Consider the following 17,772-nt stretch of genomic DNA (forward strand, 5'->3'; position numbering starts at 1 on the left):
CGGGCGTGCGACCATTGCCGGGGTGAGCGTCGAGGCCGAGTTGCGCGAGGAGTTCGACCGCTGGGAGCGCAAGGAGTCCGCGGTCCTGAAGGTACTCCCGTACCCGCTGCTGGCGGTCAGCGTCGTGTTCACCCTGCTGCAGCCGCTGTGGGACGCACCGGTGCACTTCCCGGCCGTGCTCGGGTTTTCGACCGTGCTCACCGCGTGGGTGGCGTGGTTCCACACGGCCCACCCCGAGTGGCACGACCACGACCGGCTGATGGGCCTGTACTACGCGGGTCTCCTGGCGATCACCGCCTGCCTGGCGCTGCTCACGCCCTGGTTCGGTTTCTTCGCCTTCATCGGCTACGTGCACGCCTTCCAGTACCTGAAGGGCCGGTGGCGGTACGTCGGCGTGGCCGTCACCTCCGCGGTCTCGGCGATCTCGTACGTGGGAGGGGCGGACAGCATCACGGCCGAGGAGTGGTGGAAGTGGCCCGCCGTCAGCGCGGTCACCGCGGTGATCGCCACGACGGCCTTCTACGCCGACGTGATGTCCGACCGCCGCAACCACCGGCAGAAGCGGGCGCTGATCGAGCTGCACCGGGCCAACACCGATCTCGAGACCGCGCTGGCGGAGAACGCGGCCCTGCACGTCCAGTTGCTGGCGCAGGCCCGCGAGGCCGGAGTGCTCGACGAGCGGCAGCGGATGGCACGGGAAATCCACGACACGCTGGCCCAGGGCCTGGCCGGCATCCTGACCCAGCTCCAGGCCGCGGAGCAGGCGGACGAACCGGCGGTGTCGCGGCGGCACGTGACGAACGCGATGACCCTGGCCAGGGAGAGCCTGACCGAGGCCCGCCGGACGGTGCACGCCGTGGGGCCGTCCGCGCTGGCGTCCGCCCGCCTGCCGGACGCGATCGGCGACGTGGCGAGACGCTGGTCCGAAGTGAACCGGGTCGAGGCGGTGCTGACCACGACCGGCGACGCCCGGCCGATGCACACCGACGTCGAGGTGGCGCTGCTGCGCACCGCGCAGGAGGCTCTCGCCAACGTCGCGAAGCACGCCCGAGCCGGTCGGGTCGCCCTGACCCTGTCGTACATGGAGGACCTGGTGACGCTTGACGTGCTGGACGACGGGGTCGGTTTCCGGCCCGACGCCCAACGCTCCGGCTCCGCGGACGGGGGCTTCGGGCTCGTCGGCATGCGGCAGCGGGTGCATCGTCTCGCGGGACGGCTCGACGTCGAGTCCGAACCGGACGGGGGCACCGCGATCACGGTGACGCTGCCGGCGATCCCCGCCGGGGGTGGGGTGTGATCACGCTGCTGATCGTCGACGACCACCCGGTGGTGCGGGACGGGCTGCGGGGCATGTTCGGTGCCGATCCTCGCTTCGAAGTGGTCGGCGAAGCCGCTGACGGCGCGGAAGCGGTCGCGACCGGCGAACGCCTGCGCCCCGACGTCATCCTCATGGACCTGCGGATGCCCGGGACCGACGGGGTCGCCGCCATCCGAGAGCTGGCGGAGCGCGGGGTGCCGTCACGGGTGCTGGTGCTCACCACCTACGACACCGACAGCCACGTGCTGCCGGCGATCGAAGCGGGTGCCACCGGTTACCTGCTCAAGGAGGCGCCGAGGGAGGAGCTCGTCCGCGCGGTGGAGGCAGCGGCACGGGGACAGGCGGTGCTCTCCCCCACCGTCGCGACCCGGCTCCTGAGCCAGGTGCGCAAACCGGCGCCGGCACCGTTGTCGCAACGCGAGCTGGAGGTGCTCGAGCTGATCGCCCAGGGCGCGACGAACCGCGAGGCGGGCAAGCGGCTCTTCATCAGCGAGACGACGGTCAAGACGCACCTGCTGCACGTGTACGCGAAGCTGGGCGTCAACGACAGGGCGGCTGCAGTGGCCGCCGCGTTCTCCCGTGGCTACCTGACACCGCGGGACTGACGGGTGATCGCCGATGCGAGCGCCTTCGCCGTGAGATGCCGTTGTGCCACAGGGGGTGGCGCCGCGGCCACCATGGTGCACCACCAGTTCTGGCACCACACGCGACCAGCGGGGCGAAACCACCGCCGAGGGTGAGGGCGAGGAGGAACCCTTCGACCGAACCTCGTTCCCGGTGCCTCGACGAGGACCTACCAGCCCCAGCGCGACGCCTGCTGGTCCTGGTGGCGCGGTTGTCGTGGTGCCAGGTCGAGGAAGTGGAACGCGGGCAACGGGCCGGTGCAGATCGCTGTGACGCCGTTCAACGCGGCGACACCGTCTCGCACCGCCTCGACCTCACCGAGCGGAACCAGGAACGCGCGATGTTCCTCGGTGTGCACGGGCGGGTCGAGCAGTGCCACCGCGAGAGCAACGGCTGACACCGGTGCGAGCATTCCGTCGGCCTGTTTCCGGCGCCAGGCCACGATCTGCCGCGCGATCCGTTCGCCCTGTGCGATGGTGGCGGCGAGATCGGCCCCGCCGCCGGTGAAGCCGCTCTCGTTGTGGATGGCGCGTAGTGCGGTGTCCTCGTCGAACACCAGGCGCACGTGCATCTCCGCCACACCGTCGAGCTGGTTCAGCCGGTCTCGTACCACCGGCACGGACAGCGCGTGCACGGCGGCACGGGCGGCGGTCTCGTCCACCGCGGTGGTGCCGATGCGCAGCGGCACCACCGGTCCGCCTGGTAGCAGCGCGCACAACCCGGCCAGGTCGTCGACGGCCTCCTGCTCGGTCAGCACGCGGCCATCGGGATGCTCGCTGACGACGACGGCGATGTCCTCCAGCTCGACGAGCCGGAACGACGAACCGTCCGGCAGCTGATGGTTCGCCCGTACGACGGCGTGCAGGTGCAGGCTCACGGGTGGGTTTGCTCCGCCGGTGCCGGGGTGGCCACGGCAGGGGTGACCACAGCGGGGACCGCGGCGGCCAGCAGGCCGTAGGTGCCGCCGATGCCCTGTGCGACGGGCGGCGGTGCGACCACTCCGCGCCGGACCGTCTCCAGGCGGTGCATCGCCTCCAGGTACCGGATGTAGGTGTCGACGCTGGCGATCACGACCTTGATCTCGATGGCCAGGATCTCGATGCCGATCAGCGAGACGCGCACCGACGCGTCGATCACGAGTCCCTTGTCCAGCAGTACGTTCAGCACGTCGGCCAAGCCGCCCGAGTTCTGCGTGGCGGGAGCGGTCACGATGATGTCCTCTCTTCGTGCAGCAGGCTCGCGATGTCGACGGGAAGCCGTACCGCGGAGGTGTCCGGTTCTCCGAGTGCTTCGCGCAGCGCCGCGAACTGGCGTTGCAGCGAGACCAGCGCCCGGCCCAGGTTCTCGACCTCCTCTTCGGTGAGGGTGCCGGCGTCCACCCGGCGCAGCGCTTGGCGTTCAAGCAGTTCACACACGATCTCCAGGACCGCCACGACGATCCGGCCGAGCCCTTTGCCCGCGTCCTGCGCGCTCATCGGGCGCCGCCAAGGCCGATCAGCAGCAGTCGCAGGTCGAGGCGGATCAGCTCGACACCCGCCAGCGTGATGACCACGTCGCCGCGCACGACCGCACCCCGGTGCACCACGCGGTCGAGCAGGTCGACCAGGGTCGTGGTGCTGTGCTCAGGCATCGGCGAACTCCACCTTCGTGAACGAGTACGGCGGCCACGGCCCGGTGATCTCCGCCGACAGCCCCAGTTCCCCGGTCAGCCGGTGGACCTCCGCCCGGAAGTCCTCCTCGCCTCCGGTGTCGACCAGGTACGCCGCTTCGAGGAGCAGATCGCCCGCGAGGTCGCGGAAGGTGCTCTCGGCGGCTCGCCGGGCCAGTTCCCGATGCACGGCAGCGGCGTCGTGACGGGCGTTCTCGGCGGCGGCCAGCTGTGCACGCCGCTGCAGCAGGTACGCCGTTCCCGACACCCCGTCCAGGTTCACCGGCTCCTGCCCGGCCGCGCGAACCCGCACGCCCCACTCCCGCCGTCCCTCCACCCGGTCCAGCCAGGCCAGCGCCTCCACGTGACGGGCGCTGAGCAGCCGTACGGCGGCGTCTGCGCCGTCGAGGACGGTGCCGAACCGCAACGGCAACACCGGTTCGTGCCGGAACACGGTGCGCACCACGGCGTCGTGCTCGCGGACCAGCACTGCCAACGGGCTGTCCTCGTCGGGTTCGTCGCACTCGAGCCCGGTGAACCGGTCGAGGTCGACCTCGGCCACGACCAGCGCCAGGCCCCGATGGCTGATCAGCCAGGGCCCGTCCAGGTCGAGCTGCCGGGACCTGGTGATCGCGTAGGCGTACAGGCCGCGTCTCACGCCCGTTCCTCCCCCAGCGCCCGTTCCAACGCCGCGACGCGGTCGCGCAGGTCGGCGTTCGCCTGGGCCAACTCGTTCTTCCCGATGTCCGGTTCCACCGCTTTCGGCGTGAAGAACGGATCGTTCGTCCACCAGTCCATTCCCATTTCACGCGCTGTCTGCGCGGACGCGATGAATAGCCGAACTCGAAGCGTGAGGAGCTCGATGTCCACCACGCACACCGCAATGTCGCCGACAATCACGACGCCTTTGTCGAGAACCCTTTCCAACGTGTCGGCGAGCGAACTGGATCTGTTGTTCACCTCTCGCAACCGTCCCGTCACATGTCCGTCGTTCCACGTGTGTAGCGCCTGAGCCGCTCACAGGCGCACAGCTCACCGGCCGGGTCGACGTCGACCCGATAGGTGGCGATGATGCTGGTGGTGGCGGGGATGCGTTCGAGTTCCACGACGTCGACCAGCACCGACCAGCCGCCGTCCGGCAGCGCGCGTATCCCCGAAACGGCTTCCGGCGCCCTGCCGATCAGAGCACCGAACTGCTCCGTCGCAGCGCGAATGGCGAATGCCGCACTCAATTTCTCAGGTTTGCCGGATGGATGAGTTTCGCTCGATTCTGCGCCCACTGGAAACATCTTAGGCATACGGGACCGAACGTTACCGGAGTACCCGGCGGGGAAGAATTAACACATTCACTCAGCGCTGTCGAACGAGTCGAACACTGGTCCGGCTGCTCCAATGCACAGTGCCGAAAGGCGTCTCACCCGCGTCCGTTGGAACGCGGCCGGGGCCGCCTTCGCGAGGAAGACGGCCCCGGCACTGTCGTCATGACGCCAGGGGTTTGTCCCCCTGCACGCCCCACGCGACGGTGAACTGGTCGCGCACGAACCACTGCCCGGTGGACGGGCGCCAGACCGCCAGGTCACCCACCCCGTCGCCGTTGTAGTCGCCGGGCACCGGGACGTCGCCCTGCTGCCCCCACTGCGTCGAGCTGATGCCGCGCACGTGCCACACACCGGTCGACGGACGCCACACCGTCAGGTCGAACCCGCCGTCACCGTCGTAGTCGCCCACCACGGGAACGTCACCGCTCTGTCCCCATTGGACGGAGACGACGACGCCGAACGCGCCGATGTAGTGCCAGGTCCCGGTGGACGGGCGCCACACGGCGGCCTGCACCGCGCCGTCGCCGTCGTAGTCGGCGGGCACCGGGATGTCACCCTGCTGGCCCCATTGCTGAGTGAACTGGTTGCGCACGAACCACTGGCCCGTCGACGGACGCCACACCGCGACGTCGGTGATCTCGTCGCCGTTGTAGTCACCCTGCACCGGGACGTCGCCCTGCTGACCCCACGCGACGGTGAACTGGCCGTTCACGAACCACTGACCCGTGGACGGACGCCACACCGCCACGTCGGACACGCCGTCGCCGTTGTAGTCGCCCGGCACTGGAACGTCGCCCAGCTGGCCCCACTGCTGAGTGAACTGGTTGCGCACGAACCACTGGCCCGTCGACGGACGCCACACAGTGGTGTCCGTGCGCTGGTCGTCGTTGTAGTCGCCGTCCGGCCCGCCGAAGGTGTAGCGGGAGTTGAGCAGCAGGTTCGGTGAGCCCGCACCCGCGTTCACGACGACGTCCTTGGTCGACTCGACGAACGCCATCTCGAACCAGACGGTGGTCGGCGAGGCGTTCGCGTTGCGCTGCAGGTACAGCGCGGCGACACCGGCGGCGTGCGGCGCGGCCATCGACGTTCCGCTGAGCGACCTGGTGGCGGTGTCGCTGGTGTTCGACAGCGAGGTGATGTCGTCACCGGGGGCGAAGACGTCCACACAGCTGCCGAAGTTGCTGCCACCGCTGGTCCAGTTCGTCGGTCTCACGTCGTTGCGGTCGGTCGCGCCGACCGTGATCGCGTTCGGCGTGCGGGCCGGCGAGGTCTGGCAGGCGTCGAGGTTCGAGTTGCCCGCGGCGACCGTGTACGTGATGCCCGCGGCGATCGAGGCTTCGACCGCCGCGTCCAGCGTCGCGCTGGCGCCGCCGCCGAGGCTCATGTTCGCCACGGCCGGGCGCACGGCGTTCTGGGTCACCCAGTCGACACCGCTGATGACACCCGTGGTGGTGCCCGAACCGAAGCAGTTGAGGACCTTCACCGCCACCAGCCGCACGGACTTCGCGACGCCGTGCGACGACCTGACCGCGTTCCTCGCTGTGGCACGTCCTTCGACGCCGTCGACCCCTTCGGTACCTGCCGGCACGGACGGCCTGGTCGGGCGGAACGACGAGCTGCGGTCGTTGCTGGACCTGGTGCTGCGGGCGCGGCATCGGCTCGTCTCGATCACCGGCCCGGCGGGCGCCGGAAAGTCGCGCCTCGCCGCCGAACTGGCCGCGTTGCTCGGCGGTCGCACCGATCTGGTGGTGTGCACGCTCGACATGTCCGCCGTCAGCGACGTGGCGCTGGTCGGTGATCTCGTGGGAGACGCGCTGGGCTGTGGTCCGTCCCGGCTGGCGCCGCCGGACCGGGTGGCCGCGCACCTGCGCGACCGGCGGGTGGTGCTGGTGGTAGACCGGTTCGAGCAACTGGTGGACGCCGCGGCGGAACTCGCCGCGCTGCCACGCCGCTGCCCCGGCCTGACCGTCGTGGTCACGAGCCAGCGGCCGCTGCGGGTGCGCGACGAACACGTGCTCGCGTTGAGCGGCTTGCCGCGTGAGGCGGCGGCAGCGCTGTTCGTGCGACGAGCCGGGCTGGAGTTCGCCGACGACGCGGTGCACGCCATCTGTCAGAAGGTCGAGCACCTGCCGCTGGCGATCGAACTGGCGGCGGGGTGGGTGCGGCTGATGAGCCCGGCGGACCTGGCCACGCGTCTCACGCACCGGTTGCGGTACCTCACCGACGGGCCGCGCGATCTGCCTGCCCGGCACCGTTCGCTGCGCGCGGCGATCGAGGCCACGCTGGACATGGTGACCGCCGAAGCGCGCACCACGTTCCGCTTCCTCGGCGGTTTCCACGGCGGCGTCCGCCTGGAAGACCTCGAAACGCTGCTAGGACAACCGTTGCCGGAGCTGACCGAGCTGGTCGACATCAACCTGGTCCGGCTCACCCCGGACGGCGACACGTCGCGTTACACGCTGCCGGACACCGTCGCCGAACTGGCCGCGGAACAGCTCGACTCCTCCGACGTCCGCGCCCGGATCGCCGCGCACTACCTCGACCGGTTGCGCGCCGGTTCGACGTTCGGTGCCCTCGACGCGGCCAACATCCGGGCCGCGGTGCGCTGGGCGGCGGCCGAGAACCCCGCGCGGCTCGACGCGGCCGCGGCAATGGCGCTGACCCGGTTCTACGAGGCCACCGGACGGCTCGGCGAAGGCGCGGAACTGCTCAGCCAGGTGGGCACGGGCGGGATCCCGCCGTTGCTGATCAGGTCGGGCCAGCTGGCGGCGTTGCGCGGCGATCTCGACGCGGCGAGCGAGTCGGCGGAGCGTGCGCTGGCCGTGGCGGCGGACGACGATCACAGCACGCGAACCGCCGGTCTGAGCCTGCTCGGCATGGTCGCGGTGGAACGGGGCAACCCCGGCGCCGCCCTGGCGCACCTGCGCCAGGCGCTGGCCGTCGCCCGTCTCTCCGGCGACGACGCGACGCTCGGGCGCGTGCTCAACAACCTCTCGTCGGCGCTGGCCGAGATCGGACGCCCGCAGCAGGCGATCCGTCAGCTGGAGGCGGCGCTGGCGGCGAAACGCCGAGCGGGCGCCGGACCGTTCGAACTGGGTCGCACGCTGTTCAACCTCGCGCTGCTGACTCTGGACCTCGGTGCCCTGGAGACCACCGTCAGCCGGGCAGCCGAGGCCGTCCGCCTGCTCACCGAAGGCGGCCACACCCTGCTCGCCGCTCTCGCCGAGACCACCGCCGCGCTGGCGCTGCTGGACCACGACCCGACGGCGGCCGCCGCCTGCGTGCACCGCGCCGACCGCCTGCTCGCGGACACCGTCGGGGAGAACGGGAGCGACCGCGTCGAGGCCACCGTCCACCTGCGGGCGAGCGTGGTGCGGCACGCGCTCCGCGACGCGACGGCGTGGCGGGAACTGGCGGAGGCCATGCGGATCTCGCTGAGCCACACGACCCGTGACCGCGACTCGGTCGCGGAGGCCCTGACCCTGCACGCCCGGTACCTCTGCACCCACGATCCCGAGTCGGCCGCCGTCCTGCTGGGATCGGCGGACCGCCTGCGGCGCAAGAAGATCACACCGTTCGTGGCCGCCGCACGGGATCATGCGCTGGCCGAGCTCGGGGACCGCTGGACCGAGCGTCTCGGCCTGGACGACACCGCGCTCGTGGCCTTCGCCGACGAACTTGGCGCGCACAGTCCTCGATGAACGGCCGGCGGCTTTCGCCACGGGCCGCGTCGTGAACTCGGCTGCCGGCACCCACGGCGTTCTCAGCGGCTCGCGCGCAGCATGTGGATCGCGTGCAGCGCCGGGGATGGCTCGCCCTCGAACGCCGCGGATCCGCCCAGATAACCGGCGATCAGGTCGGGAGCGGAGTGGTCCTCGACATCGGTGAACCCGAGGACGCGCAACTGTTCGGCGATGCCGTCGGGAGTGAAGTAGGTGAGCACGGGTTCGCCGACGGCGGCCAGCCGATCGGCACGTGCGCGCTGGTAGGCGCGTTCCGCGTCGGTGGTCGCGGATCGCAGGTAGTCGAAGACCACCTCGACCGGCTGGGCCTGACCGGCGATGTAGGTGAGGGTGGCGTGGGCGGCGTCGGGGGTCAGGTAGTAGACGACGCCCAGCCACACGAACACGGCCGGGTCCGTCCGGCTGAATCCGGCGGCTTCGAGTTCCGTTGCCAGCGCTTGGGTTTCGAAGTCGACCGGCACGAAGGTCAGCGTGTCGGGGCTGTCGATTCCGTTCGTGGCAAGGCGTTCTCGCTTCCACGCCTGGGTGGCGGGGTGGTCGACCTCGAAGACGCGCAGATCGCGGCGCGGATTGCGGTAGGCGAAGGTGTCCAGGCCCGCGCCCAGGATCACGACCTGCCGCACACCAGCGGTGACGGACGCGGCCACGGCGTCCTCGGCGAACCGAGCCCTGGAGGCGAAGAACAGGCGGCGAGGCCGGTCCGTCACGGCGCCGCCAAGGCGATCGGTTGCGACCGTGCCCAGTCTCGGCAGTTCTTCCGCGGCATGGCCGAGCAGCCGTGCCGCAAGCGGGTCGGTGAAGATCTGTGGCTGGTCGACGATCTGGTGGTAGGCACGGGCGTACGCGGTGACGAGCGCCGTCCGGCTGGGTCCGCCGTTCTCCATGTTCACGACGCTACTCACGAAGTCACTGCGTACAGGCGCGACGCGAATCACCCTGGAGAATTCTCCCCAGCGCCTCACAGACGATCACCGATGCCGCGGTCGACGCGCTGAACCGGGCGTTCTTGATCTCAGGAATCTCTCGGCACGTCGGTCAAGGGGTCACGCGGGCTTGACCGCTGCCACGTGCTCGGCCAGCCACGTGCGGAAGTTCTGCAGGCGAGGGTTCAGCGAGCGGACCAGATCCAGGTCGCGCGCACTGACGAAGTCGCGCTCCCCCTCGACGTAGAACTGGAACATGTTGCCCAGTTCGTCACCCGCGGGCAGTCCGAGCGAGCGGAGCTGGTCGTGCGTGAGCGGCCGGTAGTCGACCGGTTCGCCCAGCGCGTCGGCGAACGCGGCCGCGTACTGCTCGCCGGTCAGGTGCTCCCCCGCGATGCTGACGGTCTTGCCCACGTACTCGTCGCCGGCGGCGAACACCCCGTAGGCGGTCCGGCCGATGTCCTCCGCCGCGATGCCCGCCAGTTTGGCGTCACCCATCGGCAGCGTGAGCACGAGCCGCCCGTCCTCGCCCCGTCGCGGCCCGGAGCCCTGGGCGAACCCTTCCCAGTAGAAGGTGGTCCGCAGGTAGGTCGTCGGGACGCCCGAGTCGCGGAAGAAGGCGTCCGCCTCGGCCTTGGCGTCGAAGTGCGGCACCGTGTAGCGGTCCTGCAGCACCGGCACCCGCTCGTCGGACACCGGGATGACCTCGCGGGTGTCCTCCAGCGTCGACCAGACGACGTGGGCGACGCCGGCCGCCTTCGCGGCCCGCGCTGCCGTCGCGGCCTGCGCCAGTTCGACGTCGGCGGACATGGACTCCCAGAAGTTGGTCACCACGAAGACGCCGTGAGCACCCTCGAACGCGGCTTGTAGCGAGGCCTCGTCCTCCAGAGTCGCCTCCACCACCTCGGCGCCGAGCTCGGCCAGCGCACGAGCCTTCGCCGATCCGGCGTCGCGGGTGATGGCCCGTACGGTGAACGGGCCGTCGGAATCGTCCAGAACCGCCCTGACCAGGCCTCCGCCCTGGGCGCCCGTCGAGCCCAGCACCGCGATGATCTTCTTGTTCGTCATTGCCACTCCGCTCTGCGGTGTCGCCGCATCTGCGCGGCAACTTAACTAGTTAAACAGGTAAGTTCCCGAGGAATTCCGGTGCGGAGTGTGAACTGGACCACCGGAACGAGGGTTTGCCCGCGCTTTCACCACAGCGGACGGGGAGCATGTATCCGTGGCCCTAGAACGAGGTACGCGGAAGGTTCCGAGCGCGGCGGAGCGAGGACCCGTCAGCCACGCGCTGTTCCGGGTGGTCCGGCTCCACCGGATGCTGGCCGGTCAGCTCCTGCGCGACCTGGGCCTGCACCTCGGCCAGGAGCTGCTCCTCATGCACCTGTGGGACTCGGGCCCGGTACGCCAGACGGAGCTGATCGCGGTGCTGGACTCCGATTCGGCGACCGTCACGAGGATGGTGCAGCGCCTGGAGAAGACGGGCCTGGTCGAACGCACGCCCGATCCCCGCGACGGAAGAGCCACCCTGGTGTCCTCCACCTCCGCGGGCCACGCCATGCGGACGGAGATCGAGCGGATGTGGCACGACCTGGAGGTAGCCACAGTCGGCGACCTGCCCCCGGCCACTCTGGCACCGATGCTGGACGCGCTCGCCACGATCGAGACCAATCTGGCGACCGCGACCGCCAAGTCCGTTTGATCGACGGCTCAGTCCACTGAGGATGTCCCAGGACCCGCCATCCTCCCGGCCTCGCGGATCGACGCGGCCTGCTCACCGGTGAACCGTCGCGAGACGGCCCTGCGCGACACCGGCGAAGAACGTGCGGCCGCCCGGCGAGTCGGCGAAGCGCGGCTTCAGCTGGAACTCCGCGGCCACGGACCACCACGTCACCGGGACGATTCCGGCCATGGCCATCCGCTGGACGGCCGCCATGCCGACGCGCAGGCAGTCCATGTTGGACACAGGTGGGCACCGCAGGACATCGAGGCCGGACAGGCACTCCGCTTGAGGTCAAGAGCATGGCCGAAAACACCTCACGCTCTGCAGAGAGATACTTCGACGCGCTCAGGGATCACGACATCGACGCAGTCGCGGAGCTACTGCACGACGAAGTGCGGGAGATCATCCCTCTCGCACCCGACGACACGCCGGGCCTGTGGTTCTTTTTCCAGGGCAAGGAGGCGGTCATCGATCATGTCGGCACGACCTTCAACAATTTCTCCCAGGGTGAGATCGTTGACCGAGAGGTGAGCGTCACCGCAGACGGTCGCGTCGTGTTCGTCGAAGCCAAGGGCGATTTGATCGTCGCCAACAGCGGGCTCTATATCGAAATTTTTACATTTTCCGGTTCTCGTTCGACGACGAGAGCCTCATCACGAAAATTCGAGAGTACGTCAGAACAAGAGAACCTGGTCGCTGCAGCTCGGCGGGCGAGTGCGGGGTTCTGGCACCCCACGTCAGGAAGTGCTCAGGATGGCGTGCTCGTAGGCGTAGATCACCATGTGCACGCGAGTGCGCAGGCCGAGTTTGGCGAGCACACGCGCCACGTGGGTCTTGACCGTGCCTTCACCGACGGTCAGGGCACGGGCGATCTCGGCGTTGCTGAGCCCGCGCGCCACGTGCCTCAGCACCTCCAGCTCGCGTGGGGTGAGCAGGTTCAGTCCGGTCGGTGCGGGCCGGGGCGCGATCTGCGCGAACCGGCGGATGGCGCGGCGGGTGACCTGTGGGTCGATCAGCCCTTGTCCCCTCGACGCCGCACGGACCGCCTCGACGAGCAGCGCCGGTTCGCTGTCCTTGAGCACGAAGCCCGCCGCGCCCGCCTGGAGCGCGCCGAACAGGTACTCGTCGACGTCGAACGTGGTCAGCGCGACCACGGCGGGCGCGGGGTTGACCGATTCGGTGATCCGGCGGATGGCCGCCAGCCCGTCCATCCGCGGCATCCGCAGGTCGAGCACCACCACGTCCAGGCCCGGCCACCGGGCTTTCTCGGCGGCTTCGGCGCCGTCGACGGCCTCGTCGACCACCTCGATGTCCGGCTCGGCGTCGAGGACCAGGCGCAGTGCCCACCGCGCAGGCTCTTGGTCGTCGGCGACCAGTGTGCGGATCATCGCTGCTCCCCCAGCGGGAGGCGGGCTTCGACGAACCAGCCGCTGGGCCGGTTCGGCTCGATCCGCAGGGTTCCGCCGAGCAGTCGGGTCCGTTCCCGGATTCCGCGCAGTCCGGTGCCGTCGGCTGTCGGGCCGGGCGTGGTGGAACCGTTGTCCGCCACGGTGATCACGACGGCCTCCGGCGTGTGGTGGAGGTGCAGGTCCACCCTGGTCGCATCGGAGTGGCGCAGCGCGTTGGTGAGCGCCTCCTGGGCCAGCCGGTAACCGGCGTGATCGACCAGTGGCGGCAGGCCGCCCGGCGCCGGGCCGTCCCTGGTGAGGGTCACGGTGCGGTTCGGCCCGGTCGCGTGGTTCACGAGGGCGTCCAGGTCGGTCAGCGTGGTGCCGTGCGTGGGCAGTGCGGCCAGAACGTCGCGGACCTCGGTGAGCGCGGTGGCCGAGACCTCGGCGATCGTGACCAGCGCCCGGTCGGCGACCGGCGGCAGGGAGCGGGCGACGTGCCGGACGGCGTTGGCCTGCATCCGGATCACGGTGAGGTGGTGGCCGACCGCGTCGTGCACCTCGCGGGCGATGCGGGCGTGCTCCTCGGCGATCACGCTGCGGGTTTCTTCCCGGTAGAGGCGTTCAGCGTGGTCAGCGCGGTCGCGGTGCATGCGCAGGGCGTAGCCGACGGCGATCGGCGCGATGCCGAGGAGGAGCAGGTCCGTCCAGGTCGCGGCCGTCGGTGAGTGAACTCCGGCGATGGACAGGACGAGGAACCATCCGACGGCCACAACGAACACCGCCGGCCGCGGACGGTAATAAGCGGCGGAACCGAACGCCGCCATGGCGACCAGGCGCCCGGACCAGTCCGGCACGGCGATGACGATCACGATCGCGGCGGATGCGAACGCCGTGCTCAGAGGAAAACGACGTCGCAGCAACAAAGGAACCGCCACCGCGACCGACGCGGCGACCATGACGACCGGACTCGCGGAACGGTGTTCGACCAGTCCGAGCACCGAAACGACGACCACGGCCGCACCGGCGAACAGCGCGTCGCCTCCGATGGTGCCGCGAAGCCGCTCCGGGAACGCCCGCGTGTGCCGTGGAAACGACCACCACGAGCGCGGTCCCACCGGGCTGCCGGTGGAACCGGACACCCGGTGGTCATCCATTCCCCAGTTGTACACGGCCAGGTCAGGCCGGAGTGCCGCACCGCGCGCCCGGCGCGGGTAGCTCCCCGGCCAGGAAGTAGCGGTGCACGTGGTCGCGGACGCAGGCGTTGCCGTTGAGGTAGAGCCCGTGGTTGCCCTCCGCGGACAGGTAGGCGCCTCCCAGCTGAGCGGTGACCCGGCGGCCGTGCTCGGCGGGGGTCAACGGATCGTTTTCGCCGTTCGCCACCAGCACGTTCGGCATCGCGGACAACGCGGCCGGCGGGTTGAGCCCTTCCTCAGGCACACCCGAGCAGTGCCCGGAAACCCGCCACGGCGCCGCCGCCCACCCCAGCCGAGGCGCGACCGTCCGCAACCGGTCCTCCACCCGCTTCACGGTCGAGAAGTCGTCGGGGAAGGGGAAGTCCGCGCAGAACGCCGTCCGCGCGAGACTGACATCGGACGGACCAGGCCGCGGTGTGACCGCCGTCGTGTCGCCGGCCTCCAGCTGCGCGAGTCCGGTGGCCAACGCGGGCCAGCCCCTGTCGTTGCCGATCCGCACCGCGGCCCACCTGAGGACCGCGGACACATCCAGGCCGGGCGTGGACAGCACGCGGTCCCACACGGCGATCACGTCCTTGCCGTGCAGTGCGCAACCGGCGTCGGCCGCGCACCACCGCGCCAGCCGGTGGAGGTTGTTCTCCGCCACGACAGCACCGGCCCGAGCCCACTCGGCCGGGTCGCGCCGGGTGTGGTCCAGCACGCTGTCCAGGTACATCCGCCCGACCCGGTGGCCGAACAGCTCCGCGTACAACTGCCCGTACACCGTGCCGTACGAGTTGCCGAAGTAGTTGAGCCGGCGCTCACCCAGCGCACGCCGGACGGCATCCATGTCGTGCGCGACCTGGCGAGCGTTGAGGCGCCCCCGGTACGCGCCCATCGCCTCCGCGCAGTCCGCCGCGAACCGGCCGTTGGCGGCGGCGTACTCGCGATGGGCGGATTCGGTCACCGGTGAGGACAGCGGCGCAGGAGCGGGACTCGGACAGGCGACGCCCATGCCACGCGGGTCGAACACCACGACGTCGAACCGCGCCGCGAGGTCCGCGAACTGGTCGCGGTAGCCGGGAAACGCGAAGTTGGGGATGCTCGACCCCGGGCCACCGGGGTTGAGCAGAAGAACACCGGCCTTCTGCTCCCGAGCCGGGATCTTCAGCAGCGGCACGGCGATCCGGGTGCCGCCGACCGGACGGGTCCAGTCGGCGGGAACCAGGACTTCACCGCACAGCAGCCCGTCGTGGCACTCCCGCCACGTCAGGCCCTCGGCAGCGGTGGCGGGCCCTGCGCCTCCCGCGAGCACACCGACCGCGGCCAAGAGCGTCATCAGCGCTTTCATGCCCCGATTCGATCACCCGGATCACGCCGGCACGTCTGCCTTTCGACAGACATTCCGCTCACCGCGAGGCCAGGAGCCCGCCTCGCCGATCAAGGGTTCCGTGGACGGCTCAGCCGTGAACCGCACCCACCCGCGGGCCGACGGCCTGGTCGCCGCGGATGGTGATCCGGTGCATCACGCGGTGCCCGGCGCGGCGACGTCCACGCGCAACACCATCAGAGCTGCCAGTGGTGTGACTCGGAACGTTGCCGGGGGAATTCGCGCTCAGCCGCCGACGTTGCGAGACGCGCCACTAGCTCGGCTTGCGTTCCTCCTGGATCGACTTCACGGCGTCGTCCACCGACTGAGCCACCGGAAGTACCTGGGTCAGGGCGCTGGCCATCAAAGGACGCGCAGCCGCCACCGCCGTGGCCACGATGGCGAAACCCACGTCCTCGTGCTGCGCCCGCGCGTGCAGCGCCAGCAGCATCGACAACGCGGACGAGCCCATGAAGTCCACGGCCAACTCCACCACCAAGCCGTCCGGTTGCTTGGCCAGGTGCTCGAACAGGGCTGTTCCCACCCCATCCACGCTGATCATGTCGAGTTCGCCGCTGATGGCAACGACAAGCACGCCGTCATGGTCGCTGGTCTGCATGTTGGCCACTGACGCTGTCTCGCCCGAAGTCACTGAATTCCTCACTGAAGATCCCCCGACCGTTGTCTTTTCACCGATGCTACGAACTGCGGCGCCAGACGGCACGATCACCGCGATTCCCAGGCGTGCCGGCGCTGCGCACGTTCCCCTGAGGCGGTCGGCGGGCATGCCCGTACCCCGGCGCACGGCGGCGGCACCTCGACGCTCTGGCGCGGTCGTGGCGTGCACCACTCCTGAGGCCATCACATCGCGAACCATTTCGACAAGATCCTCGTCATGATTCGACCACTTGAGTCGAACGGTGCGACCCGTTCGAAGGGCCAATCAGCAAGTTAATGCTCAACAAACTCATATTCATATCCGTGAATCAGCCGGGTGGTCGCCGCGAAGTCGCGTCGTGCGCGTGCAAGCAACGCGTTCGGTGTTCATAACCGTGAATTTTATTGCCAGTCACGCAATGTTGCGCAATACTCACTGGGAGCGTTCCCAGTGATGCTGATTCCGGCCGCCACCGCGATCAGCGCCGACGGGAATCCGTCAGACAATCCTGCTCGCAAGGAGGCGACGCAAGAGTCTGCGTACGGACAAGCGCGCGACAAAGCGAATCACCGGTGTTTCCGCCGGTATTGCCGCCATCTCCATTTCGTGTGCGACCACACCCGTCCAACCTTCGAAGACGCGGGAGACGAAATGAAACGATCAGTCGCATGGCGGATCCCCGCGGTCGTGGCCGTGTTGGCCGTCGCGACCTCGACCAGCGCGGTGCTGGCGATGTCACCGGCATCGGCGGCGGCCGGCGTCGCGACCGGCTACGCGTCCCAGAACGGCGGCACCACCGGCGGCCAGGGTGGGGCGACGGTTCGGGCCACCACGGGAACCCAGATCCACCAGGCCCTGTGCGGCCGGGCGAGCACCAGCACGCCGATCGTCATCGAGGTCTCGGGCACGATCAACCACGGCAACACCGCCAAGGTCTCGGGCAACAGCTGCGACACCGCCGCCGGCCTGATCGAGCTCAAGCGGATCAGCAACGTCACCATCATCGGCGTCGGCGGCGGGGCCGTCTTCGACCAGCTGGGCATTCACATCCGCGAGTCCCGCAACATCATCATCCGGAACGTGACCGTCCGGAACGTCAAGAAGTCGGGCTCTCCCACGTCCAACGGCGGCGACGCCATCGGGATGGAGAGCAACGTCCGCAACGTCTGGGTCGACCACGTCAACCTTCTGGCGTCGGGTGGTGAGTCGGAAGGCTACGACGGCCTGTTCGACATGAAGAACAACACCCAGTACGTGACCCTGTCCTACAGCACCCTGCGCAACTCCGGTCGCGGCGGGCTGGTCGGGTCCAGTGAGAGCGACCGCTCGAACGGGTTCATCACATACCACCACAACCTGTACGAGAACATCGACTCCCGGGCGCCTTTGCTGCGGGGCGGCGTTGCCCACATGTACAACAACCACTACGTGAGCCTCAACGAGTCCGGCATCAACTCACGCGCCGGCGCCAAGGCCAAGGTGGACAACAACTACTTCAAGAACTCCCGCGACGTCCTCGGCACCTTCTACACCACCGAGGCCGGCTACTGGCAGGTCAGCGGCAACGTCTTCGACAACGTGACGTGGTCCGCCCCGAGCAGCGATCACAAGCCCGCCGGTCCCGACGTCAAGTCCACCACCACCGTCTCCGTGCCCTACGGCTTCATCCCCGACCAGGCCGGCTGCGTGCCGAACGTCGTGAACCGCACGGCGGGCGCCAACACGGGTCTGAGGGAGTCGGACGGCAGCTGCTAGGAAGGCCTCGACCGCGCGACCGCCGGCCCGTCCGGCGGCTTGGCGGCGGAGTGCGGTGCTGCTCACGCCGAAATCCTGCGGCCGCCGTTTCGCGAGGGTGCACAACGCTTCCCGCACAGGTTCCGGATCCGA

20 protein-coding genes and 1 pseudogene are annotated in these 17,772 nt (G+C 69.6%); 6 read left to right on the forward strand and 15 right to left on the reverse strand.

Going from position 1 to position 17,772, the window contains the following annotated elements; translation table 11 throughout:
• Positions 1 to 22: 22 nt before the first annotated feature.
• Together ACIRG5_RS00350 and ACIRG5_RS00355 are read left to right on the forward strand one after the other, a co-directional pair.
• Positions 23 to 1,297, forward strand: a complete 1,275-nt coding sequence (locus ACIRG5_RS00350) for a sensor histidine kinase (RefSeq protein WP_402897881.1) — start codon at positions 23 to 25, stop codon at positions 1,295 to 1,297.
• Complete coding sequence (locus ACIRG5_RS00355) at positions 1,294 to 1,923, forward strand: response regulator (RefSeq protein WP_402897883.1); 630 nt, start codon at positions 1,294 to 1,296, stop codon at positions 1,921 to 1,923. The genes ACIRG5_RS00350 and ACIRG5_RS00355 overlap by 4 nt, the downstream gene beginning before the upstream one ends.
• Before the next feature lie 188 nt (positions 1,924 to 2,111).
• On the opposite strand, the gene ACIRG5_RS00360 is transcribed toward ACIRG5_RS00355, so the two are convergent.
• From ACIRG5_RS00360 to ACIRG5_RS00395, 8 genes are all read right to left on the reverse strand, one after another.
• A complete protein-coding gene (locus tag ACIRG5_RS00360) occupies positions 2,112 to 2,819 on the reverse strand; it encodes a GvpL/GvpF family gas vesicle protein (protein WP_402897885.1) in 708 nt (235 codons plus the stop codon).
• On the reverse strand, positions 2,816 to 3,151 hold the full coding sequence (gvpJ, locus tag ACIRG5_RS00365; protein ID WP_402897888.1) for a gas vesicle protein GvpJ: 336 nt from the start codon (positions 3,149 to 3,151) through the stop codon (positions 2,816 to 2,818). The genes ACIRG5_RS00360 and gvpJ (ACIRG5_RS00365) overlap by 4 nt, the downstream gene beginning before the upstream one ends.
• Entirely contained in the window at positions 3,148 to 3,417 is a 270-nt protein-coding gene (locus ACIRG5_RS00370; RefSeq protein WP_402897891.1) for a gas vesicle protein K, read from the reverse strand. Before ACIRG5_RS00370 ends, gvpJ (ACIRG5_RS00365) begins: the two co-directional genes overlap by 4 nt.
• Positions 3,414 to 3,572, reverse strand: coding sequence for a gas vesicle protein GvpJ (gene gvpJ / locus ACIRG5_RS00375; RefSeq protein ID WP_319980723.1), 159 nt, complete (start codon positions 3,570 to 3,572; stop codon positions 3,414 to 3,416). Before gvpJ (ACIRG5_RS00375) ends, ACIRG5_RS00370 begins: the two co-directional genes overlap by 4 nt.
• A complete protein-coding gene (locus tag ACIRG5_RS00380) occupies positions 3,565 to 4,248 on the reverse strand; it encodes a GvpL/GvpF family gas vesicle protein (RefSeq protein ID WP_402897894.1) in 684 nt (227 codons plus the stop codon). The genes gvpJ (ACIRG5_RS00375) and ACIRG5_RS00380 overlap by 8 nt, the downstream gene beginning before the upstream one ends.
• Positions 4,245 to 4,550 carry a gas vesicle protein gene (locus ACIRG5_RS00385; RefSeq protein WP_402897897.1) on the reverse strand — a complete coding sequence of 102 codons (306 nt, stop codon included), beginning with the start codon at positions 4,548 to 4,550 and terminating at the stop codon, positions 4,245 to 4,247. Before ACIRG5_RS00385 ends, ACIRG5_RS00380 begins: the two co-directional genes overlap by 4 nt.
• 17 nt (positions 4,551 to 4,567) lie before the next feature.
• Positions 4,568 to 4,879 (reverse strand): gas vesicle protein, encoded by a 312-nt coding sequence (locus tag ACIRG5_RS00390; RefSeq protein WP_402900814.1) that lies wholly within the window; start codon positions 4,877 to 4,879, stop codon positions 4,568 to 4,570.
• 190 nt (positions 4,880 to 5,069) lie between these two features.
• Positions 5,070 to 6,398, reverse strand: coding sequence for a S8 family serine peptidase (locus ACIRG5_RS00395; protein WP_402897900.1), 1,329 nt, complete (start codon positions 6,396 to 6,398; stop codon positions 5,070 to 5,072).
• Here ACIRG5_RS00395 and ACIRG5_RS00400 point away from each other — a divergent pair.
• On the forward strand, positions 6,346 to 8,610 hold the full coding sequence (locus ACIRG5_RS00400; protein ID WP_402897903.1) for an ATP-binding protein: 2,265 nt from the start codon (positions 6,346 to 6,348) through the stop codon (positions 8,608 to 8,610). The genes ACIRG5_RS00395 and ACIRG5_RS00400 overlap by 53 nt on opposite strands.
• A 62-nt stretch (positions 8,611 to 8,672) precedes the next feature.
• Here ACIRG5_RS00400 and ACIRG5_RS00405 read toward each other — a convergent pair whose 3' ends face one another.
• Both ACIRG5_RS00405 and ACIRG5_RS00410 read right to left on the reverse strand, forming a co-directional pair.
• Positions 8,673 to 9,536, reverse strand: a complete 864-nt coding sequence (locus ACIRG5_RS00405; protein ID WP_402897906.1) for a class I SAM-dependent methyltransferase — start codon at positions 9,534 to 9,536, stop codon at positions 8,673 to 8,675.
• A 159-nt stretch (positions 9,537 to 9,695) separates the two neighbouring features.
• Positions 9,696 to 10,643 (reverse strand): NmrA/HSCARG family protein, encoded by a 948-nt coding sequence (locus tag ACIRG5_RS00410; protein ID WP_402897909.1) that lies wholly within the window; start codon positions 10,641 to 10,643, stop codon positions 9,696 to 9,698.
• A gap of 154 nt (positions 10,644 to 10,797) precedes the next feature.
• Between ACIRG5_RS00410 and ACIRG5_RS00415 the strand changes: the two genes are divergently transcribed.
• Positions 10,798 to 11,274, forward strand: coding sequence for a MarR family winged helix-turn-helix transcriptional regulator (locus tag ACIRG5_RS00415; protein WP_402897912.1), 477 nt, complete (start codon positions 10,798 to 10,800; stop codon positions 11,272 to 11,274).
• Positions 11,275 to 11,346: 72 nt separating this feature from the next.
• Here the strand turns inward: ACIRG5_RS00415 and ACIRG5_RS00420 are convergent, their stop codons facing one another.
• Positions 11,347 to 11,538, reverse strand: coding sequence for a hypothetical protein (locus ACIRG5_RS00420; RefSeq protein ID WP_402897915.1), 192 nt, complete (start codon positions 11,536 to 11,538; stop codon positions 11,347 to 11,349).
• A 56-nt stretch (positions 11,539 to 11,594) separates the two neighbouring features.
• Here ACIRG5_RS00420 and ACIRG5_RS00425 point away from each other — a divergent pair.
• Positions 11,595 to 11,873: pseudogene (locus ACIRG5_RS00425) on the forward strand (nuclear transport factor 2 family protein); the annotation flags it as partial.
• A 159-nt stretch (positions 11,874 to 12,032) separates the two neighbouring features.
• Here the strand turns inward: ACIRG5_RS00425 and ACIRG5_RS00430 are convergent.
• The 4 genes from ACIRG5_RS00430 to ACIRG5_RS00445 all read right to left on the reverse strand — a co-directional run bounded on the left by ACIRG5_RS00430 (position 12,033) and on the right by ACIRG5_RS00445 (position 15,846).
• Positions 12,033 to 12,683 (reverse strand): response regulator, encoded by a 651-nt coding sequence (locus tag ACIRG5_RS00430; protein WP_402897918.1) that lies wholly within the window; start codon positions 12,681 to 12,683, stop codon positions 12,033 to 12,035.
• Positions 12,680 to 13,840, reverse strand: coding sequence for a sensor histidine kinase (locus tag ACIRG5_RS00435; RefSeq protein ID WP_402897921.1), 1,161 nt, complete (start codon positions 13,838 to 13,840; stop codon positions 12,680 to 12,682). The genes ACIRG5_RS00430 and ACIRG5_RS00435 overlap by 4 nt, the downstream gene beginning before the upstream one ends.
• A 22-nt stretch (positions 13,841 to 13,862) precedes the next feature.
• Entirely contained in the window at positions 13,863 to 15,209 is a 1,347-nt protein-coding gene (locus ACIRG5_RS00440; RefSeq protein WP_402897924.1) for an alpha/beta fold hydrolase, read from the reverse strand.
• Positions 15,210 to 15,501: 292 nt separating this feature from the next.
• Complete coding sequence (locus tag ACIRG5_RS00445) at positions 15,502 to 15,846, reverse strand: STAS domain-containing protein (RefSeq protein ID WP_402900817.1); 345 nt, start codon at positions 15,844 to 15,846, stop codon at positions 15,502 to 15,504.
• A gap of 690 nt (positions 15,847 to 16,536) precedes the next feature.
• Here ACIRG5_RS00445 and ACIRG5_RS00450 point away from each other — a divergent pair.
• Positions 16,537 to 17,640 carry a polysaccharide lyase family 1 protein gene (locus tag ACIRG5_RS00450; protein ID WP_402897927.1) on the forward strand — a complete coding sequence of 368 codons (1,104 nt, stop codon included), beginning with the start codon at positions 16,537 to 16,539 and terminating at the stop codon, positions 17,638 to 17,640.
• The last annotated feature ends 132 nt before the right edge of the window (positions 17,641 to 17,772 follow it).

Source organism: Lentzea sp. NPDC102401 (assembly GCF_044765805.1).
In the GTDB taxonomy this organism is placed as follows: Bacteria; Actinomycetota; Actinomycetes; order Mycobacteriales; family Pseudonocardiaceae; genus Lentzea; species Lentzea sokolovensis.